Genomic DNA, 25,678 nt, shown 5'->3' on the forward strand with positions numbered 1-25,678 from the left:
TTAAGGCTCCCAGTAGACGACTGGGTTGATAGGCCGGATCTGGAAGGCGGGTAACCGCTGGAGGTGACCGGTACTAATAGGCCGAGGGCTTGTCCTCAGTTGCTCGCGTCCACTGTGTTGGTTCTGAAACCACGAACAACCCCGTTGTGCCACACAACGGTGCGGTTGTCTGTTTCATAGTGTTTCGGTGGTCATAGCGTGAGGGAAACGCCCGGTTACATTCCGAACCCGGAAGCTAAGCCTTACAGCGCCGATGGTACTGCAGGGGGGACCCTGTGGGAGAGTAGGACACCGCCGAACAATTATTCAAAAAGGGTTGGATCCTGAACTTCGGTTCAGGGTCCAACCCTTTTTTGTTGTGCGTCACCTGCAGTTCACGTTCCGCGCCCAGCATGCACGGTATGGGTACTGCAGCAATGCTCAGGGCCGCCGGCGTCGGAGTCGGTGACGAGGTCGTCGTACCGGCCTTCGGGAACGTGGAAGTCGCCGAGGCCGTGGTGCTGGCCGGCGGGCTTCCCGTGTTCGCCGAGATAGACCCGGCGACGTACTGCCTCGACGCGACCGCCGTCGAGGCCTCCATAACTCCCCGGACGGCGGCCGTCGTTGTCGTCCACCGGTTCGGCCGGCCCGCCGACATGGCGCGGCTGCACGACGTCGGGCAGCGGCACGGGCTGCTGGTGCTCCAGCAGCGCGAATCCGAGCCGCCGTACGACGAGATCGCGCAGCGGCGGCAGCGGGCCGCCTATCTCGACGCGCGGCTGCGAGGCGTGCTGACGCCCGACGACGGGGACGGGCACACCTACCAGCAGTACGTCGTCCGCGTGCCCGGCAACGGACGGCCCGACCGGGACGCCTTCGCACGGGCCCTGCGCGGCAGGGGAGTCGACTGCCGGGTGCCGGTGAAGACGCCCGTGCACCGGCTGCCGGAGTTCCGCCGGTGCCTGTCGCTGCCCGACACCGAACGGGCCGCCGACGAGACTCTCGCGCTGCCCGTGGACGCCGCGTTGACCAAGCGGGACATGCAACGGATCGTGGGCGCCTGCAACGCGCTAGGCGGCCTGCTGCAGACGGCCTACTGATGATCGTGGTTGGGAGCAGCGGTCCCGCCGGGGTATGATCTATCCCGTTGCCACGAGGGAAACCTCGGCCGGGTGACCGGCCCCCATAGCTCAGTCGGCAGAGCGTCTCCATGGTAAGGAGAAGGTCAACGGTTCGATTCCGTTTGGGGGCTCCGACGAAAAGGCCCCGCCCATTCGGGCGGGGCCTTTCGCATGCCCTCTTTCAGTCCTTCTGCAGACCCGGTACGCGCATCGCCAGAATGGCCATGTCGTCGGACGGGGCATCAGAAGCGAAGCGCTCCACCGCGCGCATGATGCGAGCGGCCACCGCGCCGGCCGTCAGACCGGTACAGGTCGTCAGGACGTCGCTGAGGCCGTCGTCGCCCAACATGCGGGTGCCTTCCCGGCGTTCCGTCACACCGTCGGTGACGCAGAGCAGGACGTCACCGGGATCGAGGGTGACCGTCTCCTCGTAGAGCTCCAGGTCCTCCATGACGCCCAGCAGCGGCTGGGGTTCGGCGGCCGGCTCGACCGTGCCGTCCTGGCGGAGGCGGAGCGGCAGCGGGTGGCCCGCGCAGACGACCTTCAGCTTCGCGCTGCCGTCCGGCTGGGGCCACAACTCACCGTAGAGAAGGGTGAGGAAGCGGCTGCGGGCACCCTCGTCGAGGATGGCGGAGTTGAGGCGCTCCAGGACCGCGGGACCGCTGAGGCCCTCCCTGGCGAGGAGCCGCAGGGCATGGCGGGCCAGGCCCGTCACCGCTGCCGCGTTCGGGCCGGTGCCGCAGACGTCCCCGATGGCGAAGCCGTAGGCGCCGTCGCGGATGGGGAAGAGGTCGTAGAAGTCGCCGCCGACCTCGTTGCCCTCGCCTGCCGCGCGGTAGATGACCTCCACCTCGACGCCCTCGATCATGGGGAGTTCGGGCGGCAGGAGACTGCGCTGGAGGGCCTGGCTGATGGCCGTGCGCTCGGAGTACAGGCGGGCGTTGTCGAGTGCCAGGGCGGCCCGTCGGGACAGGTCCTCGGCCAGTTCGAGGATCTCCTGGCGGAAGTGTTCGTCGGTGGGCTTGCCCAGGGTCAGCATGCCGATGACCCGGTTGCGGGCGACCAGCGGGAGGACCACCGTCTCGCCGCCGACCGCGGACGCGGTGGCGAGGGTCGGGCCGATGCCCGAGGCGACCTGGTGCGTGGGGCCGCCGCTCAGCCCGAGGCTGCGCATGGAACTGCGCAGGGCCGCGCGGTGCGCCGCCTCGCCGGGCGCCGACCAGACGCGGGCGCCAGGGGTGGGCACCGGGTCGGGCGGCGGGACCTTGGAGAGCAGGGACTTGATGCCGTCGATGAGTTCCTCGTCCTCGTGCAGGACGTAGGAGAGGTACGGCTCGGACGCCTGGTCGGCGATCGTGTAGACGGCGCACCAGGTGGCGAGGGTCGGGACCGTCATCTGGGCCATCAGGGCCAGGGTCTGATCGCGGTCCAGGGTGCCGGCCAGCAGGTCGGATGCCTCGACGAGGAAGCTGAGGGAACCCCGGCGCAGGCGTTCCAGTTCGCCCAGGCGGGCCGACTCGACGGCCAGCGCGATGCGGTCGGCGGCGAACTGGAGGCGCAGGGCCTCCTCGTTCGAGTATCTGCCGGGGCCTTCGGCGGCCACGCCGAGCGAGCCGGTCAGGCGGCCCTCGACCTTCAGGGGGACCGTCACGACCGAGCGCATGCCGGTGCCGCTGAGGAGCGGTACGGCACCCGGTACGGCGGAGAGGTCCTCGTGGACGGCCGGCATGCGGGCCGAGCCGTAGCGGCCGGGACCGGCCTCGACGGGGACGCGGGCGAACCGCTGGCGCGCGGAGGGCAGGCCGGTGGAGGCGCGGACCTCCAGTTCCGTCTCGTCGTCGGTGGCGAGCAGCAGGAACGCGGAGTCGCCGTCGAGCATGTCGCGGGCGCGTTCCACCGTGCGCTGGAGCAGGCCGTCGAGGTCGTCGGGGGCGGGGGAGCCGATGAACACCTCGAAGGGGTCGGCGTTCTGCCCGTCGGAGACGCCACCCGTGTCGGTGACGGGGATGCGCAGCGGGGTCTGCAGGACGGCCCGCTCGTGGTCCCGGACCAGCAGGCACACCGTGGAGGGCTCGCCGGTCGTGTCGCGGACCCGGAGGTGTGAGGCGTAGACGGAGCTGACCCGGCCGTTGGAGTCCCTGATGCCGTAGCTGCCCTCCCAGCGGGAGAGCCGCAGGGCGTCCGCGATGCCGGTGCCGGTGCCCGGCGTGTGCGGCCAGGCCGCGAGGTCGGTCAGCGGTTTGCCGGTGACCTGTTCGGCGGCGTACCCGAAGAGTTCCTCCGCGTCCTCGTTCCAGGCGGTGATGGCGCCGGTGCGGTCGATCTGGACGACGGCGACTCGGACCCGGCCGTCGGCGAGCGGAAGCAGCTCGGGCGGCAGCAGCGGGCCGGCGGCGCGGGCGCCCACCGGGCGGCCGGGGAGAGCGAGCTGGAACCAGACCTGCTTGCGGGTGGGCGTGTACTCCACCCCCCAGCGGCCCGCCAGCGCCGCGCAGAGCTGAAGGCCCCGCCCGCCCTCGCGGTCGGGGCTGCCCATGTTGACGGGCGAGCCCTGCAGGGGGATCTCGCGCTCGGGGTAGTGGTCGGCCACCTCGATCCGTACGCCGTCGTCGCTGCGCAGACACAGGACGTCGGCGGCGGTGCCGGCGTGCACCACGGCGTTGGTCACCAGCTCGCTGGTGAGGACCACGGCGTCGTCGATGATGTCGGCGAAGCCCCAGCCCTGGAGGGTGTCACGGACGAAGGAGCGGGCGCTCGCGACCGATCGTCCGAGGGGCTCGAAGCTGGCGGCCGCGCGCGCGGTGATCACTGAACTCCTCGACCGGTTGTCGGCGTGCAGGGCTGCCTGGCCGACCGGTTCGTGCCGCTGCTGCGGCAGTGTTCCGGTCGGCCGGGGGTCCGAGGGCTGTTCCCCCGGGATCAGTCCGGTGGTCATGTGTGCGGCCGCCCCTCCGATGCCCGCTCGTTTCGTGCCACCGCCCAGGCCGGACGGACCGGCGTGGCTGGACAGCCGCATGCAAGGTTACTTACCTTCCCTGCCCGTGCGGATGCCGGTCACCGGTGTTTCCGCCCGGAGGTGTGCGGACGATGTGCGAAGCTGCCGAACTGTTATGGCCTGGTTCGGCCGGGGTGAAACACTGGGCAGGCTTCAGGAGAAGGTCCGGGCAGGCCGAGTGTCCACCGCGTATGGCGGGCAGCAACCCCGTGACGTGGTTCGTCATGCCCGGCCGGAGAACGCGGTGGGGCGCGGCATCAGGCGCCACCACGCGGCAGTAACCGGTACGCCCACCAGGGATGCCGGAGCACAGCGGTAACGGTCGACCCCTGCGGGAGGGACACAGTGGAGTCTGGCGAAGCGACGCGGGGCACCAAAACGCGCGCGAAAGGCGGACAGTCCCTGAGTAACCGGCGTACACCACGCAACGGCACCACTCCGGTGGACACGGCAGCCCTGAACCGGCTGCTGGCCGCCCTGGTGTCCATGCGGGACGGGAACTTCCGCAAGCGGCTCACGGTGTCCGGCGACGGGGTGATGTCGGAGATCGCGGCCGTCTTCAACGAGGTGGCCGACCGCAATCTCCACCTCACGGGTGAGCTGTCGCGGGTACGGCGGATGGTGGGCCGTGAGGGAAAGCTCACGGAACGGCTGGAGACGGGCTCCTCGGAGGGCTCCTGGGCGGCCGCCATCGACGCCTCGAACGCCCTCGTGGACGATCTCGCGCGGCCCGTGTCCGAGGTCAGCCGGGTGCTGTCCGCGGTGGCGGAGGGCGATCTGTCGCCTCGGATGGAGCTGCGCACGCAGGCCCCGGACGGGACCGGGCATCCGCTGCGCGGGGAGTTCCTGAAGGTCGGCAGGACCGTCAACAACCTGGTCGACCAGTTGTCGACGTTCACCGACGAGGTCACCCGCGTGGCCAGCGAGGTGGGCACCGAGGGCAAGCTCGGCGGACAGGCCCGGGTGCGCGGGATGTCCGGCTCGTGGAAGGACCTCACGGAGTCCGTCAACACGATGGCCTACCGGCTGACGGCCCAGGTGCGGGACATCGCGCTGGTGACCACCGCCGTCGCCAAGGGTGATCTGTCGCGCAAGGTCACGGTGCACGTGGCCGGCGAGATGCTGGAGCTGAAGAACACCGTCAACACGATGGTCGACCAGTTGTCGTCCTTCTCCTCCGAGGTGACGCGGGTCGCGCGCGAGGTGGGTGTCGAGGGCGAGCTGGGCGGCCAGGCGCAGGTGCCCGGTGTGGCGGGTGTGTGGAAGGACCTCACCGACTCGGTGAACCTCATGGCCGGCAACCTGACGGCCCAGGTGCGCGGGATCGCCCAGGTCACGACCGCCGTCGCGAACGGTGACCTGTCGCAGAAGGTCACGGTGTCGGCGCGCGGCGAGGTCGCGCAGCTCGCGGACACGATCAACCAGATGACCGAGACGCTGCGGACCTTCGCGGACGAGGTCACCCGGGTGGCCAACGAGGTCGGTGCCGAGGGGCGGCTCGGCGGGCAGGCGAACGTGCCGGGGGCGGCGGGGACCTGGAAGGACCTCACCGACTCGGTGAACACGGTCTTCCGGAACCTGACCATCCAGGTGCGGGACATCGCCGCCGTGACGACGGCCGTGGCCAGCGGTGACCTGTCGCAGAAGGTCACCGTGGACGTGGCCGGCGAGATGCTGGAACTGAAGAACACCGTCAACGGGATGGTGGACCAGCTCTCCGCGTTCGGTGCCGAGGTCACACGGGTGGCGCGCGAGGTCGGAGTCGAGGGTGAGCTGGGCGGCCAGGCGCAGGTGTCGGGCGCCGCGGGTACGTGGAAGGACCTGACGGACTCCGTCAACACCGCGTTCCGCAACCTCACCGGACAGGTGCGGAACATCGCGCAGGTGACGACGGCCGTGGCCAACGGCGACCTGTCGCAGAAGGTCACCGTGGACGTCTCCGGCGAGATGCTGCAGCTGAAGAACACCGTGAACACGATGGTGGACCAGCTCTCCGCGTTCGCCGACCAGGTCACGCGGATGGCCCGGGACGTGGGCACCGAGGGCCGGCTTGGCGGTCAGGCCGTGGTGCCGGGCGTGTCCGGTACGTGGAAGGAGCTCACCGACTCCGTCAACTTCATGGGCGGCAACCTCACGTCCCAGGTGCGGCAGATCGCCCAGGTGACGACGGCCGTGGCCCGGGGCGACCTGTCGCAGAAGATCGACGTCGACGCGCGCGGGGAGATCCTGGAACTGAAGAACACCATCAACACGATGGTGGACCAGCTCTCCGCGTTCGCCGACCAGGTGACCCGGGTGGCCCGGGACGTGGGCACCGAGGGCCGGCTCGGCGGTCAGGCGCAGGTGCCGGGCGTCGCCGGTGTGTGGCGTGACCTGACGGACTCCGTGAACGGCATGGCCGGCAACCTGACCGCACAGGTGCGCAACATCGCGCAGGTCGCCACGGCGGTGGCCCGCGGTGACCTGTCCCAGAAGATCACCGTGGACGCGCGCGGGGAGATCCTGGAGCTGAAGAACACCCTGAACACGATGGTCGACCAGCTGTCGTCGTTCGCCGAGGAGGTCACGCGCGTGGCCCGCGAGGTGGGCACGGAGGGCGAGCTCGGCGGGCAGGCGGAGGTGCAGGGAGTCTCCGGCACCTGGAAGGACCTCACCCAGTCGGTGAACTTCATGGCGAACAACCTGACGATCCAGGTGCGCCAGATCGCCGAGGTCACGACGGCCGTCGCCAAGGGCGACCTGTCGAAGAAGATCACCGTCGACGCGAAGGGCGAGATCCTGGAGCTCGTCACCACCGTCAACACGATGGTCGACCAGCTGTCGTCGTTCGCCGAGCAGGTGACGCGGGTGGCCCGTGAGGTGGGCACCGAGGGCATCCTGGGCGGCCAGGCGCACGTGCCCGGCGTCACGGGCATCTGGAAGGACCTCAGCGGCAACGTCAACCTGATGGCCAACAACCTGACCGTGCAGGTGCGCAACATCTCCCAGGTCGCGGCCGCCGTCGCCAACGGGGACCTGACACGGACGGTGACGATCGAGGCGCGCGGTGAGGTGGCGCAGCTCGCCGACACCTTCAACACCATGGTGAAGACCCTGAGTTCGTTCGCCGACCAGGTCACCAAGGTGGCCCGCGAGGTGGGTACGGACGGCATCCTCGGCGGGCAGGCGCGCGTCCCCGGTGTCGCCGGTACGTGGAAGGACCTCACGGAGTCCGTCAACGGGATGGCGTCCAACCTGACCGGTCAGGTGCGCAACATCGCGATGGTCACGACCGCCATCGCCAAGGGCGACCTGACCAAGAAGATCGACATCGACGCGCGCGGGGAGATCCTCGAGCTCAAGACCACCATCAACACGATGGTCGACCAGCTCTCCTCCTTCGCCGAGGAGGTCACCCGGGTCGCCCGCGAGGTGGGTACGGAGGGCCAGCTCGGCGGGCAGGCACGGGTGCGGGACGTCGACGGCACCTGGCGCGACCTCACCGAGTCGGTGAACGAGATGGCCGGGAACCTGACCCGGCAGGTGCGCGCCATCGCCCGGGTGGCGACCGCGGTCACCCGCGGTGACCTGAACCTGAAGATCGACGTCGACGCGGCGGGCGAGATCCAGGAGCTGCAGGACTACATCAACAAGATGATCGCCAACCTGCGCGACACCACGATCGCCAACAAGGAGCAGGACTGGCTCAAGGGCAACCTCGCCCGTATCTCCGCCCTGATGCAGGGCCGCCGTGACCTGGAGGACGTGGCCTCGCTGATCATGAGCGAGCTGACGCCGGTGGTGACCGCGCAGCACGGCGCCTTCTTCGTCGCCATGCCGCTGCTCGACGGCAAGGACGTCAGCGCGGAGAGCGAGGAGCAGTACGAGCTGCGGATGCTCGGCTCGTACGGTTACTCGATGGGTTCCATGCCGACCTCCTTCATGCCGGGTGAGGCGCTCATCGGGACGGCCGCCGAGGAGAAGCGCACGATCCTGGTGGAGAACGCGCCCAGCGGCTATCTGAAGATCTCCTCGGGGCTCGGTGAGGCGCCGCCCGCGCAGGTGATCGTGCTTCCGGTGCTCTTCGAGGGCAAGGTGCTCGGGGTCATCGAGCTGGCGTCGTTCACGCCGTTCACGCAGATCCAGAAGGACTTCCTGAACCAGATCGCCGAGATGATCGCGACGAGCGTCAACACCATCTCCGTCAACACCAAGACGGAGGTGCTGCTGCGGCAGTCGCAGGAGCTGACCGAGCAACTGCGGGAGCGGTCGGCGGAGTTGGAGAACCGGCAGAAGGCACTCCAGGCGTCCAACGCCGAACTGGAGGAGAAGGCCGAGCTGCTGGCCCAGCAGAACCGTGACATCGAGGTGAAGAACACCGAGATCGAGGAGGCTCGGCAGGTCCTGGAGGAGCGCGCCGAGCAACTCGCCGTCTCCATGCGCTACAAGAGCGAGTTCCTGGCCAACATGTCGCACGAGCTGCGCACACCGCTCAACTCGCTGCTGATCCTGGCCAAGCTGCTCGCGGACAACGCGGAGGGCAACCTCTCCCCGAAGCAGGTGGAGTTCGCGGAGACGATCCACGGGGCCGGCTCCGACCTGCTCCAGCTGATCAACGACATCCTCGACCTGTCGAAGGTCGAGGCGGGCAAGATGGACGTCTCCCCGACCCGCATCGCGCTGGTCCAGCTCGTGGACTACGTGGAGGCCACCTTCCGGCCGCTGACCGCGGAGAAGGGCCTCGACCTGTCGGTGCGGGTGTCGCCCGAACTGCCGGCCACCCTGCACACCGACGAGCAGCGACTGCTCCAGGTGCTGCGCAACCTGCTGTCGAACGCGGTGAAGTTCACCGACTCCGGGTCGGTCGAGCTGGTGATCCGGCCGGCCGGCGGTGACGTTCCGGTGGCGATCCGCGAGCAGTTGCTGGAGACGGGTTCGCTGCGGGACGCGGACGGGGACCTGATCGCGTTCTCGGTGACCGACACCGGGATCGGCATCGCGGCCAGCAAGATGCGGGTGATCTTCGAGGCGTTCAAGCAGGCCGACGGCACGACCAGCCGCAAGTACGGCGGTACCGGCCTCGGGCTGTCCATCTCGCGGGAGATCGCCCAGCTGCTCGGCGGCGAGATCCACGCGCAGAGCGAGCCCGGACGCGGTTCGACGTTCACCCTGTACCTGCCGCTGCACCCGAGCGAACTGCCGCCGCAGGGCTACCAGCAGCTGGCCCCCGCGCTGGAGGCCCGGGAGCTGGTGGCCTCCGCGCACGACCGGGCCGACCAGTCCGAGCTGTCCGACGTGGAGATCGAGACGCCGGCCGAGGTGAAGTCGTACCAGGAGACGCAGAACGGCGCCGCCGCGCTCTTCCGGCGCCGCCGCCGGGGTGTGCCCGCGCTGGAGTACCGGGGGACGCAGGAGCAGTGGGCGGCCGGCGAGCCGGAGCCGGCGCCGCAGCCGCGCCGCGGCATCCGGTTCGGCGGGGAGAAGGTGCTGATCGTCGACGACGACATCCGCAACGTCTTCGCGCTCACCAGCGTGCTGGAGCAGCACGGCCTGTCGGTGCTGTACGCCGAGAACGGCCGCGAGGGCATCGAGGTCCTGGAGCAGCACGACGACGTGACGGTCGTCCTGATGGACATCATGATGCCCGAGATGGACGGGTACGCGACGACCACCGCGATCCGCCGGATGCCGCAGTTCGCGGGGCTGCCGATCATCGCGCTGACCGCTAAGGCGATGAAGGGCGACCGGGAGAAGGCGATCGAGTCCGGCGCCTCCGACTACGTGACGAAACCGGTCGACCCCGATCACCTGCTGACGGTGATGGATCAGTGGATGCGGGGGGCGTGAGGCGGGACGGGAAGGGGCGGAGTACGGTCCCGTTCCGTGTGAGCGGGTTTCCCGCGCGCGGAACGGGAAGGCGGGAGTTCACACGGAGTTGCTGACTCAGTGTGGCCGAGGTCGTGTAGAAGCACGGGATTCCGGGAACCTTCTGGTCTCCCGCTACGTTTCTGCTACGTGCACAGTGACATCGCGGTGACAGGGTGTGGCGACAGGCGGGGTGCGGCTACCATGACCGGCACAAGGGCGGGCGGCGCGAAGGAGTCGTCCCCCGGGGCGGCGCCCGGTGCACTTCCGGGACGAGGAGGGCGGGCCATGGTGCAGAAGGCCAAGATCCTCCTGGTCGATGACCGGCCGGAGAATCTGCTGGCGCTGGAGGCCATCCTCTCTGCGCTCGATCAGACGCTGGTGCGGGCATCGTCCGGGGAGGAAGCGCTCAAAGCACTGCTCACGGACGACTTCGCGGTCATTCTGCTGGACGTCCAGATGCCGGGCATGGACGGATTCGAAACCGCCGCGCACATCAAGCGGCGAGAACGAACCCGCGACATCCCGATCATCTTCCTCACCGCGATCAACCACGGGCCGCACCACACCTTCCGCGGATACGCGGCGGGCGCGGTCGACTACATCTCCAAGCCGTTCGACCCGTGGGTGCTGCGCGCGAAGGTCTCCGTGTTCGTCGAGCTGTACATGAAGAACTGCCAGCTGCGGGAGCAGGCGGCGCTGCTGCGGCTCCAGTTGGAGGGCAGCGGCAAGGCCGTGACGGGCGAGGCGAAGGAACCGGCGGGCCTGCTGGCCGAGCTGTCGGCGCGGCTCGCGGCCGTCGAGGAGCAGGCGGAGGCGCTGTCCAAGCAGCTCGACGACGAGTCGGCGGACGCGGCCGCGGTGGCCACGGCGGCTCATCTGGAGCGCAAACTCACGGGCCTGCGGCGGGCGCTGGACGCGCTGGAGCCGGGTACGGGCACCGCGTCGTCCCTGCCGTCGCAGAACTGACTCACGCGCCGGGCCCGGCGCGTGAGCGCGCGTCAGCTCGGCGCCCTCCCCGCGGCGACACGAACGGGTGAAGCGGCGGTCACACGTGTCCGTCGCCCTCCGCACCGGTAACCTCGCACCTATGGCCTCACGTCCCTCGGCAGCCAAGAAGCAGCCCGCGAAGAAGGCGGCAGCTCCCGCGAAGGCTCCGGTGCGCAAGGCCGCCGCGAAAAAGGCGCCCCCCAGGAAGGCACCCGCCAGGAAGGCGGTGGTGAGGAAGCCGGCGCCCAGGCCCGCTCCCAGTCCCACCGGGGGCGTCTACCGGCTGGTGCGCGCCGTGTGGCTCGGCCTGGCGCACGCCGTCGGCGCGGTGTTCCGGGGCATAGGGCAGGGCGCGAAGAACCTCGACCCCGCGCACCGCAAGGACGGGGTCGCGCTCCTGCTCCTCGGTCTCGCCCTGATCGTCGCCGCGGGCACCTGGTCGAACCTGCGCGGCCCGGTCGGCGACCTCGTCGAGATGCTGGTGACCGGCGCGTTCGGCCGGCTCGACCTGCTCGTGCCGATACTGCTCGCGCTGATCGCCGTACGGTTCATCCGGCACCCCGAGCAGCCCGAGGCCAACGGCCGTATCGTCATCGGCCTGTCCGCGCTCGTCGTCGGAGTGCTCGGCCAGGTGCACATCGCCTGCGGCGCGCCCGCCCGCAGCGCCGGCATGCAGGAGATAAGGGACGCCGGCGGACTCATCGGCTGGGGAGCGGCGACCCCGTTGATGTACACCATGGGCGAGGTGCTGGCCGTACCGCTGCTCGTGCTGCTCACGGTGTTCGGGCTGCTGGTCGTCACCGCCACCCCCGTCAACGCCATCCCGCAGCGGCTGCGGCTGCTCGGTGTGAAGCTGGGCATCATCGACGACCCCGTGCTCGACGAACTCGACGAGGACGACGAGCGGTACGAGGACCAGTGGCGTGAGTCGCTGCCCGCCCCCGCCCGCTCCCGGCGGCGCGGCCCGGCCTCCGACGGTTACGACCCCGAGGGCGCCGAGCAGGAGGCCCTCACCCGGCGTCGTGGCCGCCCGCGCCGGTCGGCCGTGCCGCAGCCCGACATGGACCGCCCGCTGGACGCCGTGGACGTCGCCGCGGCGGCCGCCGCCGCGCTCGACGGCGCCGTCATGCACGGCATGCCGCCCTCGCCGGTGGTCGCCGACCTCACCCAGGGCGTCACCGTGGGGGAGCGCGAGGAGTCGACGCCGGTCCCCGCCCCGAAGGCCGTGCCGGCCGCGCGCCCCCGGCAGGAGAAGCTCAAGGCCGAGGTCCCCGACCTCACCAAGTCCGCGCCCGAGGCGCCGCGCGAGCTGCCCCCGCGTGCCGAGCAGCTCCAGCTGTCCGGCGACATCACGTATGCGCTGCCCTCGCTCGACCTCCTGACGCGCGGGGGCCCCGGCAAGACGCGCAGCGCGGCCAACGACGCCGTGGTCGCCTCGCTGACGAACGTCTTCACCGAGTTCAAGGTCGACGCCGCCGTCACCGGCTTCACACGCGGGCCGACGGTCACCCGCTACGAGGTCGAGCTCGGCCCGGCGGTGAAGGTCGAGCGGATCACCGCGCTGACGAAGAACATCGCCTACGCGGTCGCCAGCCCGGACGTGCGGATCATCTCGCCGATCCCCGGGAAGTCCGCCGTGGGCATCGAGATCCCCAACACCGACCGGGAGATGGTCAACCTCGGTGACGTGCTGCGGCTCGCCGCGGCCGCCGAGGACGACCATCCGATGCTGGTCGCGCTCGGCAAGGACGTCGAGGGCGGCTACGTGATGGCCAACCTGGCGAAGATGCCGCACGTCCTGGTGGCCGGCGCCACCGGGTCCGGCAAGTCGTCCTGCATCAACTGCCTCATCACGTCGATCATGGTCCGCGCGACCCCCGAGGACGTGCGCATGGTCCTCGTCGACCCCAAGCGCGTCGAGCTGACCGCGTACGAGGGCATCCCGCACCTGATCACCCCGATCATCACCAACCCGAAGCGGGCCGCCGAGGCGCTGCAGTGGGTCGTTCGCGAGATGGACCTGCGCTACGACGACCTGGCGGCCTTCGGCTACCGGCACATCGACGACTTCAACCAGGCCATCCGCGACGGCAAGCTGAAGACGCCCGAGGGCAGCGAGCGCGAGCTCAGGACCTATCCGTACCTGCTGGTGATCGTCGACGAGCTCGCCGACCTGATGATGGTCGCGCCTCGGGACGTCGAGGACTCGATCGTGCGCATCACGCAGCTCGCGCGCGCGGCCGGCATCCACCTGGTGCTCGCCACACAGCGGCCGTCGGTCGACGTCGTCACCGGTCTGATCAAGGCGAACGTGCCCTCCCGGCTCGCCTTCGCCACCTCCTCGCTCGCCGACTCGCGGGTCATCCTCGACCAGCCGGGCGCCGAGAAGCTCATCGGCAAGGGCGACGGGCTGTTCCTGCCGATGGGGGCGAACAAGCCGACCCGTATGCAGGGCGCGTTCGTGACGGAGGACGAGGTCGGGGTGGTCGTCCAGCACTGCAAGGACCAGATGGCGCCCGTCTTCCGGGACGACGTCACGGTGGGCAGCAAGCAGAAGAAGGAGATCGACGAGGAGATCGGCGACGACCTCGACCTGCTGTGCCAGGCCGCCGAGCTGGTCGTCTCCACGCAGTTCGGGTCCACCTCCATGCTCCAGCGCAAGCTGCGCGTCGGCTTCGCCAAGGCCGGGCGGCTCATGGACCTGATGGAGTCCCGGGGCATCGTCGGCCCCAGCGAGGGGTCCAAGGCCCGTGACGTTCTGGTGAAGGCCGACGAACTGGACGGCGTGCTCGCCGTGATTCGCGGGGAGTCGTAAGGGAAGCCGTGCAGGGGGGCGGGCGTGAAGGGGGAGGCGTGAAGGGGAAAGGTGAAGGCAGCCCCCGACGCCGTCGTCCAATCGTGACTCACCCGTAAGAAATCACTGAGCAACCGTTTCCCATCGGCGTACGTCAAGTTGAAGGAAACAACAAGCACGTGCTCCACCGTCGGGATGTCCGGCCATTCCGATGGCGTACAAAGTCCGCCGTCCGGTTGCCCCACCCTTTCGTACCCCCCCTAGACTGAACCTCCAGCACAGGCGGCTAAAACGCTCGAAAGGCGCCCCCGTGTCCATCGGCAACTCCCCTGAAGACGAGCGTCCGTTCGAAGATGATCGTGAAGAGACCCGTCCCTCGGTCGGCCGTGCGCTCCAGCAGGCGCGCATCGCGGCCGGACTGACCGTCGACGACGTCAGCAGCGCCACCCGGGTCCGCATCGCCATCGTGCACTCCATCGAGGCGGACGACTTCACCCCCTGTGGCGGTGACGTCTACGCCCGCGGCCACATCCGCACCCTGGCCAAGGCCGTCCACCTGGACCCCGCCCCCCTGCTCGCCCGGTTCGACGCCGACCACGGCGGGCGCCCGGCACCCACGCCGGCGGCCCCGCTCTTCGAGGCGGAACGCATCCGCCCCGAGCGGCGCGGACCCAACTGGACGGCGGCCATGGTCGCCGCGATCGTCGCGGTCATCGGCTTCGTCGGTTTCACGGCGGTCAAGGGCGGCGACGACGGCGGGTCGAAGACGCAGGTCGCCGACGGCACGAATGCCACGGCCGACAAGTCCGCCACACCCACTCCGAAGAGCGCCAAGCCCACCGACCCGAAACCCGAACCGTCCGACAGCGCCATCGCCGCGGCGCCGCAGGACAAGGTCACCGTCCAGGTGAGCGCCGCCGACGGACGCAGCTGGATCTCCGCCAAGGACCACAACGGCCGGCTGCTGTTCGACGGTCTGCTCAAGCAGGGCCAGTCGAAGACCTTCCAGGACAGCGAGAAGGTCAACCTCATCCTCGGGGACGCCGGCGCCATCCAGCTGTACGTCAACGGCAAGAAGATCGAGGACGACTTCCAGCCAGGCGCAGTCGAGCGGCTCACCTACACCAAGGGTGACCCGCAGGTCGGCTGACCGGCCGGAGCGAAGCGGTGAACACGGGGTTGGCCAAGATCGGCCAACCCCGTCGACATGGGCTGTCGGTGAGACAAAGTAGTCTTGAGCCCATGCCTGAACGCCGTACCGTCGCACTCGTCACTCTTGGCTGCGCCCGCAACGAGGTGGACTCGGAGGAGCTCGCAGGCCGCTTGGAGGCGGACGGCTGGGACCTCGTCGAGGACGCCGCGGACGCGGACGTCGCCGTCGTCAACACCTGCGGCTTCGTCGAAGCCGCCAAGAAGGACTCCGTCGACGCGCTCCTCGAGGCCAACGACCTCAAGGGGCACAACAGAACCCAGGCCGTCGTCGCGGTGGGGTGCATGGCCGAGCGGTACGGCAAGGAACTCGCCGAGGCCCTCCCCGAGGCCGACGGCGTGCTCGGCTTCGACGACTACGCCGACATCTCCGACCGCCTGCAGACCATCCTGAACGGCGGCATCCACGCCTCCCACACCCCGCGCGACCGGCGCAAGCTGCTGCCGATCAGCCCCGCCCAGCGCCAGGAGTCGGCCGCCGAGGTCGCCCTGCCCGGACACGGCCCCGCCGACCTCCCGGACGGCCTCGCCCCGGCCTCCGGTCCCCGCGCGCCCCTGCGCCGCCGGCTGGACGGCGCCCCGGTCGCCTCGGTGAAGCTCGCGTCCGGCTGCGACCGCCGCTGCTCCTTCTGCGCCATCCCCTCCTTCCGCGGCTCCTTCATCTCCCGCCGCCCCAGCGACGTGCTGAACGAGACGCGCTGGCTGGCCGAGCAGGGCGTCAAGGAGGTCATGCTGGTCTCCGAGAACAACACGTCCTACGGCAAGGACCTGGGCGACATCAGGCTCCTGGAGTCGCTCCTGCCCGAGCTCGCCGAGGTCGACGGCATCGAGCGGGTGCGCGTCAGCTACCTCCAGCCGGCCGAGATGCGGCCCGGCCTCATCGACGTGCTGACCTCGACGCCGAAGGTCGTGCCCTACTTCGACCTGTCCTTCCAGCACTCCGCCCCCGACGTGCTGCGCGCGATGCGCCGCTTCGGGGACACCGACCGCTTCCTGGAACTGCTCGACACCATCCGAGGCAAGGCCCCGCAGGCCGGCGTGCGCTCCAACTTCATCGTGGGCTTCCCCGGTGAGAGCGAGGCCGACCTGGCCGAGCTGGAGCGCTTCCTGACCGGCGCGAGGCTGGACGCCATCGGCGTCTTCGGGTACTCCGACGAGGAGGGCACCGAAGCGGCGACCTACGAGCACAAGCTGCACGAGGACGTCGTGGCCGAGCGGCTGGCCCGGGTCTCCCGGCTCGCCGAGGAACTCGTCTCGCAGCGCGCCGAGGAGCGTCTGGGCGAGACCGTGCACGTGCTCGTGGAGTCCGTGGACGACGAGGGCGTGTACGGCCGTGGCGAGCACCAGGCGCCGGAGACGGACGGCCAGGTGCTGCTCACGAGCGGCGAAGGTCTGAGCGTCGGTCGTATGGTCGAGGCGAAGGTGGTCGGTACGGAAGGTGTCGACCTGGTCGCCGAGCCCCTGCAGGGCTCGCTCGCGTGTAGTGAGGAGGCGGGCAGATGACCGGAGTACCGGCATCGGCGGCGGGTGGCCCCTCCGGCGCGAACGGCGCGCCCGCGAGCCCGGGTCAGGGCGCCGCTCCCGCCGCCGTCTCCGGAACCGTCCCACCCGGTGCCGTCGCCGGGGGAGCTGTCGCCCCGGGGGCCGTGTCTCCGGAAGCCGTCACCCCGGTCGCGTCGGGCGCTCCCGGTGGTTCCGGCGCTCCTGACGCGTCGGGAGGTTCCGGTGTCTCCGGTGCCGAGACCTCCGGGCCGGCCGCGGGGTCGCAGCCGGGCGGTGTGAAGTCCGCGCGGGGCGGGAAGATCGCCGCCGCGGCGGTCAACCAGGCCAGCGTCTACAACGTCGCCAACCTGCTGACCATGCTCCGTCTGCTGCTCGTGCCCGGGTTCGTCGCGCTCATGCTGGCCGACGGCGGGTACGACCCGGCCTGGCGCTCGCTCGCCTGGGCGGCGTTCGCCGTCGCCATGATCACGGATCTGTTCGACGGACACCTGGCCCGCACGTACAACCTCGTCACCGACTTCGGGAAGATCGCCGACCCCATCGCCGACAAGGCGATCATGGGGGCGGCGCTGATCTGTCTGTCGGGGCTGGGCGATCTGCCGTGGTGGGTGACGATCGTCATCCTCGGCCGGGAAGTCGGCATCACCCTCCTGCGTTTCGTCGTCATCCGGTACGGCGTCATCCCCGCGAGCCGTGGCGGCAAGCTCAAGACCCTCACGCAGGGCGTGGCCGTCGGGATGTACATCCTGGCGCTGACGGGCTGGCTGGCCACCCTGAGGTTCTGGGTGATGGCCGCGGCCGTCGTCCTGACCGTGGTCACCGGGCTCGACTACGTGAGACAGGCCATTGTCCTGCGGCGGCAGGGAATCGCCGAGCGCCAGGCCGCGTTGGAGGAGGCGGAAGCGTGACCTCCCCGGCCACCCACCTGGTGCGACTACTCACGGTCAGAGGCGAGACGCTCGCTGTCGCCGAGTCGTTGACGGGCGGTCTGGTCGCGGCGGACGTCACGTCCGTCGCCGGTGCCTCCAAGGTCTTCCGGGGCTCGGTCACCGCGTACGCCACCGAGCTGAAGCACGAGCTGCTGGGCGTCGACGCCACCCTGCTGGCGGAGCGCGGAGCGGTGGATCCGCAGGTCGCGGCGCAGATGGCGGCCGGAGTGCGCAAGGCGCTCGGCGCGGACTGGGGTGTCGCGACCACCGGTGTCGCCGGTCCGGAGCCGCAGGACGGCCGGCCCGTGGGCACGGTTTTCGTCGCCGTGGACGGTCCGACGGGCTCGAATTCCGGTTCCGCCGGTGGCGGAAAAGTCAGGGCCCTGCGGTTGAACGGCGACCGCGCGGAAATTCGTAAAGAGAGTGTACGCAGCGTACTCGCGCTGCTCATCGAGCAGCTGGCGGGCGAACAGACCGGGAACGAGCGGGCACAGGATACGGAACAGAACGGGGGGTTTTGATGTTTGCAGCCCTGAGTGAACACGACATCGCTCCCCGCACGGCCGCGGCGCAAGGCGGTACGGTGGGGCGTGAAGGATGCGGCTACGCGGTCCGAGGAGGGAGCCACCGATGATTCTGCTCCGTCGCCTGCTGGGTGACGTGCTGCGTCGGCAGCGCCAGCGCCAGGGCCGTACTCTGCGCGAAGTCTCCTCGTCCGCCCGAGTCTCACTCGGCTATCTCTCCGAGGTGGAGCGGGGGCAGAAGGAGGCTTCTTCCGAGCTGCTCTCCGCCATCTGCGACGCGCTGGACGTACGGATGTCCGAGCTCATGCGGGAAGTGAGCGACGAGCTCGCCCTCGCCGAGCTGGCCCAGTCTGCTGCGGCCACCCCCAGTAAGCATGTGCCCGCCTCGGTCCGTCCGATGCTGGGTTCCGTATCGGTGGCCGGCGTGCCACCGGAGCGGGTGACCATCAAGGCCCCCGCGGAGGCGGTCGACGTGGTCGCCGCGTGAGATCCGCGCGGGTGTGAGACCGACAGGGCGCTGATCGCGCCGAGCACGTGTGTGAGGCCCCGGCCGGGGCTCCTCCGGGGAGACCCGGGAGAGTGCGGTCGGGGTTTTCTGCTGTCCGGGCGGCGCTGTGGGCCCGCGAGCGTTCCCGGCCCGTTTGCCGGGCCGGGGTGCCGCGGTCATGGTGGAGGGGCGGACGTGCGCGGTGGCCGGACAGGTCGGCGGTGCGGGCGTCCCTGACGGTCGGGCGGCGCGGGTGCGCCCGTGTGCCGTCGGTGCGCCCTCCCGGCCGGTGAGCGTGGCGTTCTAGCGTCGGGCTGGAGGTGGCGGCCATGTCGGTGCGGGTGGTGCGCTGGGCCGCCGCGCTGGGACTCGGGGCGCTGTGGTGGTGGGCCGTGCTGCGGCTCGTGCTGGCGCCCGGCGCGGGGGTCCTGGAAGGGGCCGTCGCGGCCGGTGGATGGGGGCTGAGCCTGCTGCCGGTGCACTGCGTGCCGAAGACGCGGGCCGCCGGAGCCGTCGACGCACGGCGGTGGGCCGAGGCATGGCGGGAAGCGGCCCGGCCTACCAGGGCATGGCCACCCCGCCGTTCGGACGCAGGATCTGGCCCGTCGTGAACGACGACGCGTCGCAGGCCAAATACAGCACGGCCTGGGCGATGTCCTCCGGTTCGCCGACCCTGCCCAGCGGTGACATGCGTGCCATCAGGGCCTCCGTGCGCGCCTGGGCCTCGCCCTCGTGGCGGTCGGTCATCGGCGTACGTGTCCAGCCCGGCGCGACCGCGTTGACGCGGATGCCGTGGCGGCCGACCTCGGTCGCCAGCGTCCGGGTCAGCTGGACGACGGCCGCCTTGGTCACGCCGTAGCAGAGCAGGCCGGCGCCGCCGGTGTCGACGGCGCCCGAGGCCATGGTGACGATGCTGCCCCGGGTGCCGTGGGCGAGCATCAGCCGCGCGGCCTCCTGGCAGGCGTAGAGCACGCCCTTGAAGTTGACGCTCCAGACCCGCTCCAGGTCCTCGTCGCGGGTGTCCAGGACCGGGCTGCTGTGCATGATCCCGGCGATCGCGGCCATCACGTCCAGGCTGCCGCAGGACGCGACGGCCTGCTGGAGCCGCGCGCGGTCGGTGACGTCGAGGGAGTGGGTGTGCGCTGACCCGCCCCGGTCCTTGATCAGCGCCGCCGTCCCGTCGAGGCCCCGCGGGTCCCGGTCGGCGCAGTGCACGGTGGCACCGGCCTCGGCGAGCAGCAGTGCCGAGGCGCGGCCGATACCGCCGGCGGCGCCGGTGACGAAGGCGGTGCGTCCGGTGAGGTCGTACGCGCTCACGGCCATGAAGGGACGGTACGAGGGTTTCTGACGGTCCGTCAATTGGCTGTGCGGCGGGACATTCTGCGGGATGCCGACGCGCTCGGTACCGGGCCGCTCTGGCAGCCAGGGCACCAGTAGGTGGGGCGTTCGCGGGAGCCGTCACCCTGGTCGGCCATGCGGACCGAGGTGCGGCAGCGCAGACAGGGGCGGGGCGCGCGGCCGTACACGAACAGGTCCTGGCCGCGCAGGCCCGTCGTGCTGCGGACGGGGCGTTCCCGGTTGGCGTCCAGGAGCTTCTTGGCGAGCGCGGGCAGCTTGGCGGCGCGCTCTACGGGCAGCGCACCGACGGGGAGCCAGGGCGTGACGCCGAGCAGGAAGCAGAGTTCGCTCTTGTACACGTTGCCGATGCCGGCGAGGTTGCGCTGGTCGAGCAGGGCCTCGCCGAGGGAGCGGGCGGGATCGGCGAGGAGGTTGTGCAGGGCCAGGTCCGGGTCCCAGTCCGGGCCGAGGAGGTCGGGGCCCAGGTGCCCGACGGCGCGCTGCTCGTCGGCCGTGCGCAGCAGTTCCAGGACCGGCAGGCGGTAGCCGACGGCCGTGCGGTCGGCGGTGCCCAGGATCGCGCGGATCTGGTGGGAAGGCCCGCCCACCCAGCGCTGGCCCTCGGCGAACACCTTCCAGGCGCCGTCCATCCGCAGATGCGAGTGGAGCGTCAGGCCGCCCTCCACGCGGGTGAGGAGGTGCTTGCCGCGGGCGGTGACGTCCAGGACGGTACGGCCGGTGAGGTCGGCCGTGGCGAACCTGGGCACGCGGAGGTCGCTCCGCGTCAGCACCTCTCCCGCGAGCGCGGTGTGCAGCCGCTTCGCCGTCTGCCAGACCGTGTCACCTTCGGGCATGGGTCAAGGGTGGCACGGGCGGGTGCGTGGGCGGCGGGGTGGCGTGCGCCGGGTGGGGAGGGGCGGGCTGCCGTGGGGGAGTCCTGGCAGGTGTGGGCGGTGCCGGGGGAGTCATGCGCGCAGGCGCAGGCCGCGTGGGGTGGCGATGAAGCCCGCTCCTTCCAGGACGGTGCCGATGGGCGAGGTGAGGGCGGAGACGCCGTTGACGCGCTCCACCGTGACCGTGCCCAGGGAGCCGGCGCGGGCCGCCGCGGCGAGGGCCTCCGCCGCGGCACGCAGACGCGCGTCGTCGGAGGGGGTGCCGTCCGGGTCGGTGGGCCAGGCCAGCACTGTCTTGCCCCCGCGCTCCATGTAGAGCGCGAGTTCGCCCTCCACCAGGACGACCAGGGAACCGGCCTTCCGGCCGGCCTTGTGTCCCGCGCCGGTCGGCGGTTCCGGCCAGGGGAGGGCCGCGCCGTACGCGTTCGCCGGGTCGGCCGCGGCGAGGACGACCGCCTGAGGGGTCACGGGGGCGCGCGTACGGCTGCCGAAGTCCTGGGCGAAGCCCGGGGTGCCGCGCGATTCGAAGCCGTCGACGGCGCCGGGTCCGTGGCCGGCGACGGCACCCCGGCCGTCGCCGGGGTTCGAGGCGTCCAGGGAGCCCAGCTCGGCGGCCCAGTCGAAGTCGGGTGAGTCGAAGTCGGACGGGGTGAAGGCGGACGGGTCGAAGGGCTGGACTCCGGTGCCGGTGCCGGTGCCGGTGCCGGTGCCGGTGCCGGTCTGCGTCCGGGCGGGGGGCGCGGGGGTCGCGTCGGGGGAGCCGAAGTCGCCGGGGGCGCCGGCCCAGGCGGTGGAGGCGGCGGGACCGGGAGCGGGGAGGGGCGCGCCGCGGTCGCGGGCGTTCGCCACCGCGCGGAGCCGGTCCACGGCTCCGTCCATCGCGAACTGTGCGGCGCCGAGACCCTCCACGACGTAGCCGCGCCGCGCCTGGCCGCTGTCCTCGAAGGCGGACAGGATGCGGTAGACCGCGGAGAAGCCGCCCTCGACGCCCTCCGCGGACACCGCTCCCCGGGTCACCACGCCGTGCCGGTCGAGCAGGGTGCGGGCCAGCGCGTGGGCCCGCACGGTGGGATCGGCCTCGCGTCCCGGCAGCAGCGACCACCGGCCCGCGACGGTCGGCGGACCACCGCGGGACGCGGGGCGCGCGGCTGCGGTCAGCGAGCCGTAGCGTCCGCGTGGGGCCGCGCGTTTGGCGCGGTGGGCGGTGGAGCCCGCGGTGCGGCCCGAGCCGAGCAGGGCCCGCATCGGGGCGAGCGTGTCGTTGGTGAGCCGCCCGGACCAGGCCAGATCCCAGAGGACGTCCGCCAGTTGGGGATCGGTGGCGTCGGGGTGGGTGGTGGCGCGGACCTGGTCGGCGATCTGACGGAAGAACAGTCCGTAGCCGCCGGTCAGCGTGTCCAGGACGGACTGGTGCAGCACCGTCAGCTCAAGGGGGTGCGGTGGCGGCAGGAGCAGGGGCGCCGCGTCCGCCAGGTACAGGGAGATCCAGCCGTCCTTGCCGGGCAGAGCGCCCGCTCCGGCCCACAACACCTCGCCGGCGGCGGTGAGTTCGTCGAGTGTCGCGGGCGTGTAGGAGGACACGCGGGACGGCAGGACGAGCCTCTCCAGCGCGGAGGCGGGTACGGACGCGCCCTGCAACTGCTCGACGGCCCGCACCAGTCCGTCGGTGCCCCGCAGACCGTGCCCCTTGCCGATGTGCTGCCACTGGGGAAGGAACTGGGCGAGCGCGGGCGGCGGCACCGGCTCCAGCTCGTGGCGCAGGGCGGCGAGGGAGCGTCGGCGAAGGCGGCGCAGGACCGTCGCGTCGCACCACTCCTGGCCGATGCCCGCCGGGTGGAACTCGCCCTGCACGACCCGGCCCCCCGCGGCCAGGCGCTGCAACGCGCCCTCGGTGACCGCCACTCCGAGCCCGAAGCGGGCCGCGGCGGCGGCCGACGTGAACGGGCCGTGGGTGCGGGCGTAGCGGGCGAGGAGGTCACCCAGCGGGTCCTTGACGGGTTCGGTGAAGGCTTCCGGGACGCCGACCGGCAGCGCCGTGCCCAGCGCGTCGCGCAGGCGTCCCGCGTCCTCGATGGCCGCCCAGTGGTCCGCGCCGGCGACCCGGACCGGGATCGCGCGGCGGGCCGCGGCCAACTCCTGTGCCCACTGGGGCTCGGCGCCCCGCTCGGCCAGCTCGGCGTCGGTCAGCGGGCCGAGCATCCGCAGCAGGTCGGCGACCCCTTCGGCGTCCTTGACGCGCCGGTCCTCGGTCAGCCACCGCAGCTCGCGCTCCAACTCGGCCAGCACCTCGGCGTCCAGCAGCTCGCGCAGCTCCGCCTGGCCGAGCAGCTCGGCCAGCAGCCGCGAGTCCAGCGAGAGGGCGGCGGCGCGGCGCTCGGCGAGCGGGGAGTCACCCTCGTACAGGAACTGGGCGACGTACCCGAAGAGGAGGGAGCGGGCGAAGGGGGACGGTTCGGGGGTGGTGACCTCCACGAGGCGCACCTTGCGGGATTCGAGGTCGCCCATCAGCTCGACCAGCCCGGGCACGTCGAACACGTCCTGGAGGCACTCGCGGACGGCCTCCAGGACGATCGGGAACGACCCGAACTCGCTTGCCACTTGGAGCAGTTGGGAGGCGCGCTGGCGCTGCTGCCACAGCGGGGTGCGCTTGCCCGGGTTGCGGCGCGGCAGCAGCAGCGCGCGGGCGGCGCACTCGCGGAAGCGGGACGCGAAGAGCGCGGAGCTGCCCACCTGGTCGGTGACGACCTGGTTGACCTCGCCCTTGTCGAAGACGACGTCGGCGGCGCCGACCGGTGCGTGGTCGGCGTCGTACTCGGTGCCCGACCTCATGGGCTCCTGGTCGAGGAGGTCGAGGCTCATCAGGTCGGCGTCGGGCAACCGCAGCACGATGCCGTCGTCGGCGTGCATGACCTGCGCGTCCATGCCGTAGCGCTCGGAGAGCTTGGCGCCGAGGGCCAGCGCCCACGGGGCGTGCACCTGGGCACCGAAGGGGGAGTGCACGACGACCCGCCAGTCGCCGAGTTCGTCGCGGAAGCGCTCCACGACGATCGTGCGGTCGTCCGGGATGTGACCGCATGCCTCGCGCTGTTCGTCGAGATAGGACAGGACGTTGTCCGTGGCCCACGCGTCCAGGCCCGCGGCGAGGAGACGCAGGCGGGCGTCCTCCTTGGGCAGCGAGCCGACCTCGCGAAGGAACGCGCCCACCGCGCGGCCCAGTTCGAGCGGGCGGCCCAGCTGGTCGCCCTTCCAGAACGGGAGCCGGCCCGGCACGCCCGGAGCCGGGGAGACGAGGACGCGGTCGCGGGTGATGTCCTCGATGCGCCACGAGCTGGTGCCGAGCGTGAACACGTCGCCCACGCGGGACTCGTAGACCATCTCCTCGTCCAGCTCACCGACCCGGCCGCCGCCCTTCTTCGGGTCGGAACCGGCGAGGAACACCCCGAAGAGGCCGCGGTCGGGGATCGTGCCCCCGGAGGTGACGGCCAGGCGCTGGGCACCGGGGCGGCCGGTGACCGTGCCGGTGACGCGGTCCCACACCACGCGCGGGCGCAACTCCGCGAAGGCGTCCGAGGGGTAGCGGCCCGCGAGCATGTCGAGGACGGCGGTGAACGCCGACTCCGGGAGCGAGGCGAAGGGGGCGGCGCGGCGGACCGCGGCGAGCAGGTCGTCGACCTGCCAGGTGTCCAGCGCCGTCATCGCGACGATCTGCTGGGCCAGGACGTCCAGCGGGTTGGCGGGCACCCTCAGGGACTCGATGGAGCCGGTGCGCATCCGCTCGGTGACCACGGCCGCCTGGACGAGGTCGCCGCGGTACTTCGGGAACACCACGCCGGTGGAGACGGCGCCGACCTGGTGGCCCGCGCGCCCCACGCGCTGCAGGCCGGAGGCGACCGACGGCGGGGACTCGACCTGGATGACGAGGTCCACGGCGCCCATGTCGATGCCCAGTTCGAGGCTGGAGGTGGCGACCACGGCGGGCAGGCGGCCCGCCTTGAGGTCCTCCTCCACCAGGGCGCGCTGCTCCTTGGACACCGAGCCGTGGTGGGCGCGGGCGATGACGGGCGGCGCGCCCTGGGCGGCCCCGGAGCCGCCCATGAGCTCGGCGGGCGCGTGATGTTCGTCCAGGGGCTGGCCGGTGGCCCGCTCGTAGGCGATCTCGTTGAGCCGGTTGCACAGCCGCTCCGCGAGGCGGCGCGAGTTGGCGAACACGATCGTGGAGCGGTGGGCCTGGACCAGGTCGGTGATCCGCTCCTCGACGTGCGGCCAGATCGACGGCTTCTCCGCGCCCTCGGAGCCTTCGGCGACCGGGGAGCCGCCGAGTTCCGCCAGGTCCTCGACGGGGACGACGACCGAGAGGTCGAACTCCTTGTCCGACTTCGGCTGGACGATCTCCACCTTGCGCTGGGGCGAGAGATAGCGGGCGACCTCGTCGACCGGGCGGACGGTCGCGGAGAGGCCGATGCGGCGGGCCGGCTTCGGCAGGAGCTCGTCCAGCCGCTCCAGGGACAGCGCCAGGTGCGCGCCGCGCTTGGTGCCGGCCACCGCGTGCACCTCGTCCAGGATGACCGTCTCGATGCCCGTGAGCGCGTCCCGCGTGGCGGAGGTCAGCATCAGGAACAGGGACTCGGGCGTGGTGATCAGGATGTCCGGCGGACGCGTGGCCAGGGCGCGGCGCTCCGCCGGGGGAGTGTCGCCGGAGCGGATGCCGACCTTGACCTCGGGTTCGGGCAGGCCCAGACGCATCGACTCCTGGCGGATGCCGGTCAGCGGACTGCGCAGGTTGCGCTCGACGTCCACGGCCAGGGCCTTCAGCGGCGAGACGTACAGAACGCGGCAGCGCTTGCGCGGGTCGGCCGGCGGGGGTGTCGAGGCCAGCTGGTCGAGCGCGGCGAGGAAAGCCGCCAAAGTCTTGCCGGAGCCGGTGGGGGCCACCACCAGCACGTCCGAGCCCGCGTCGATGGCCTGCCACGCGCCGGCCTGGGCCGCGGTGGGCGCGGAGAAGGCCCCCGTGAACCAGCCACGGGTCGCGGGGGAGAAGCCGTCGAGGGCTCGGTGAGCGGAGCTGGGCATGC

14 protein-coding genes, 1 tRNA gene and 1 rRNA gene are annotated in these 25,678 nt (G+C 71.4%); 12 read left to right on the forward strand and 4 right to left on the reverse strand.

The window, feature by feature from the left end:
- The first annotated feature begins 183 nt into the window (after positions 1-183).
- The 3 genes from rrf (at position 184) to ABZT03_RS10375 (ending at position 1,231) form a co-directional block, all read left to right on the forward strand.
- Positions 184-300 (forward strand): 5S ribosomal RNA (gene rrf, locus ABZT03_RS10365).
- A gap of 116 nt (positions 301-416) precedes the next feature.
- Positions 417-1,079, forward strand: a complete 663-nt coding sequence (locus tag ABZT03_RS10370; protein ID WP_356036628.1) for a DegT/DnrJ/EryC1/StrS family aminotransferase — start codon at positions 417-419, stop codon at positions 1,077-1,079.
- A gap of 79 nt (positions 1,080-1,158) precedes the next feature.
- Positions 1,159-1,231 (forward strand) — tRNA-Thr (locus ABZT03_RS10375).
- 50 nt (positions 1,232-1,281) lie between these two features.
- On the opposite strand, the gene ABZT03_RS10380 is transcribed toward ABZT03_RS10375, so the two are convergent.
- On the reverse strand, positions 1,282-4,035 hold the full coding sequence (locus ABZT03_RS10380) for a SpoIIE family protein phosphatase (RefSeq protein WP_356036318.1): 2,754 nt from the start codon (positions 4,033-4,035) through the stop codon (positions 1,282-1,284).
- Positions 4,036-4,440: 405 nt separating this feature from the next.
- On the opposite strand from ABZT03_RS10380, the gene ABZT03_RS10385 reads away from it, so the two are divergent.
- The 9 genes from ABZT03_RS10385 (at position 4,441) to ABZT03_RS10425 (ending at position 18,986) form a co-directional block, all read left to right on the forward strand.
- Positions 4,441-9,921 carry a HAMP domain-containing protein gene (locus tag ABZT03_RS10385; RefSeq protein WP_356036321.1) on the forward strand — a complete coding sequence of 1,827 codons (5,481 nt, stop codon included), beginning with the start codon at positions 4,441-4,443 and terminating at the stop codon, positions 9,919-9,921.
- Positions 9,922-10,227: 306 nt separating this feature from the next.
- Positions 10,228-10,908, forward strand: coding sequence for a response regulator (locus ABZT03_RS10390; RefSeq protein ID WP_356036324.1), 681 nt, complete (start codon positions 10,228-10,230; stop codon positions 10,906-10,908).
- Between the two features lie 121 nt (positions 10,909-11,029).
- Positions 11,030-13,744 carry a DNA translocase FtsK gene (locus ABZT03_RS10395; protein ID WP_356036327.1) on the forward strand — a complete coding sequence of 905 codons (2,715 nt, stop codon included), beginning with the start codon at positions 11,030-11,032 and terminating at the stop codon, positions 13,742-13,744.
- 289 nt (positions 13,745-14,033) lie between these two features.
- Positions 14,034-14,873 carry a RodZ domain-containing protein gene (locus tag ABZT03_RS10400; protein ID WP_356036330.1) on the forward strand — a complete coding sequence of 280 codons (840 nt, stop codon included), beginning with the start codon at positions 14,034-14,036 and terminating at the stop codon, positions 14,871-14,873.
- Between the two features lie 92 nt (positions 14,874-14,965).
- A complete protein-coding gene (rimO, locus tag ABZT03_RS10405; RefSeq protein WP_356036333.1) occupies positions 14,966-16,435 on the forward strand; it encodes a 30S ribosomal protein S12 methylthiotransferase RimO in 1,470 nt (489 codons plus the stop codon).
- Positions 16,432-17,343, forward strand: a complete 912-nt coding sequence (gene pgsA / locus ABZT03_RS10410; protein ID WP_356036336.1) for a CDP-diacylglycerol--glycerol-3-phosphate 3-phosphatidyltransferase — start codon at positions 16,432-16,434, stop codon at positions 17,341-17,343. Before rimO ends, pgsA begins: the two co-directional genes overlap by 4 nt.
- Positions 17,340-17,885 (forward strand): CinA family protein, encoded by a 546-nt coding sequence (locus ABZT03_RS10415; protein ID WP_356036338.1) that lies wholly within the window; start codon positions 17,340-17,342, stop codon positions 17,883-17,885. Before pgsA ends, ABZT03_RS10415 begins: the two co-directional genes overlap by 4 nt.
- Before the next feature lie 109 nt (positions 17,886-17,994).
- On the forward strand, positions 17,995-18,375 hold the full coding sequence (locus ABZT03_RS10420) for a helix-turn-helix transcriptional regulator (RefSeq protein WP_356036341.1): 381 nt from the start codon (positions 17,995-17,997) through the stop codon (positions 18,373-18,375).
- 329 nt (positions 18,376-18,704) lie between these two features.
- The gene (locus ABZT03_RS10425) at positions 18,705-18,986 is read left to right on the forward strand and encodes a hypothetical protein (protein ID WP_356036343.1); all 282 of its coding nucleotides are present in this window, start codon (positions 18,705-18,707) and stop codon (positions 18,984-18,986) included.
- Here ABZT03_RS10425 and ABZT03_RS10430 read toward each other — a convergent pair.
- The 3 genes from ABZT03_RS10430 to ABZT03_RS10440 all read right to left on the reverse strand — a co-directional run bounded on the left by ABZT03_RS10430 (position 18,934) and on the right by ABZT03_RS10440 (position 25,676).
- On the reverse strand, positions 18,934-19,698 hold the full coding sequence (locus ABZT03_RS10430) for an SDR family NAD(P)-dependent oxidoreductase (RefSeq protein ID WP_356036346.1): 765 nt from the start codon (positions 19,696-19,698) through the stop codon (positions 18,934-18,936). The two genes, ABZT03_RS10425 and ABZT03_RS10430, sit on opposite strands and share 53 nt — an antisense overlap.
- Before the next feature lie 32 nt (positions 19,699-19,730).
- A complete protein-coding gene (locus tag ABZT03_RS10435; protein ID WP_356036349.1) occupies positions 19,731-20,567 on the reverse strand; it encodes a DNA-formamidopyrimidine glycosylase family protein in 837 nt (278 codons plus the stop codon).
- A 111-nt stretch (positions 20,568-20,678) separates the two neighbouring features.
- A complete protein-coding gene (locus ABZT03_RS10440; protein WP_356036352.1) occupies positions 20,679-25,676 on the reverse strand; it encodes an ATP-dependent helicase in 4,998 nt (1,665 codons plus the stop codon).
- Positions 25,677-25,678: the final 2 nt, after the last annotated feature.

The organism is Streptomyces sp. NPDC005574, assembly GCF_040605435.1.
In the GTDB taxonomy this organism is placed as follows: Bacteria; Actinomycetota; Actinomycetes; order Streptomycetales; family Streptomycetaceae; genus Streptomyces.

Coding starts and splice junctions, on each gene's coding strand:
- pgsA (WP_356036336.1), top strand. CDS start 16,432: ATGACCGGAGTACCGGCATCGGCGGCGGGTGGCCCCTCCGGCGCGAAC.
- ABZT03_RS10370 (WP_356036628.1), top strand. CDS start 417: ATGCTCAGGGCCGCCGGCGTCGGAGTCGGTGACGAGGTCGTCGTACCG.
- ABZT03_RS10435 (WP_356036349.1), bottom strand. CDS start 20,567: ATGCCCGAAGGTGACACGGTCTGGCAGACGGCGAAGCGGCTGCACACC.
- rimO (WP_356036333.1), top strand. CDS start 14,966: ATGCCTGAACGCCGTACCGTCGCACTCGTCACTCTTGGCTGCGCCCGC.
- ABZT03_RS10380 (WP_356036318.1), bottom strand. CDS start 4,035: ATGACCACCGGACTGATCCCGGGGGAACAGCCCTCGGACCCCCGGCCG.
- ABZT03_RS10425 (WP_356036343.1), top strand. CDS start 18,705: ATGTCGGTGCGGGTGGTGCGCTGGGCCGCCGCGCTGGGACTCGGGGCG.
- ABZT03_RS10420 (WP_356036341.1), top strand. CDS start 17,995: ATGATTCTGCTCCGTCGCCTGCTGGGTGACGTGCTGCGTCGGCAGCGC.
- ABZT03_RS10440 (WP_356036352.1), bottom strand. CDS start 25,676: ATGCCCAGCTCCGCTCACCGAGCCCTCGACGGCTTCTCCCCCGCGACC.
- ABZT03_RS10390 (WP_356036324.1), top strand. CDS start 10,228: ATGGTGCAGAAGGCCAAGATCCTCCTGGTCGATGACCGGCCGGAGAAT.
- ABZT03_RS10395 (WP_356036327.1), top strand. CDS start 11,030: ATGGCCTCACGTCCCTCGGCAGCCAAGAAGCAGCCCGCGAAGAAGGCG.
- ABZT03_RS10430 (WP_356036346.1), bottom strand. CDS start 19,698: ATGGCCGTGAGCGCGTACGACCTCACCGGACGCACCGCCTTCGTCACC.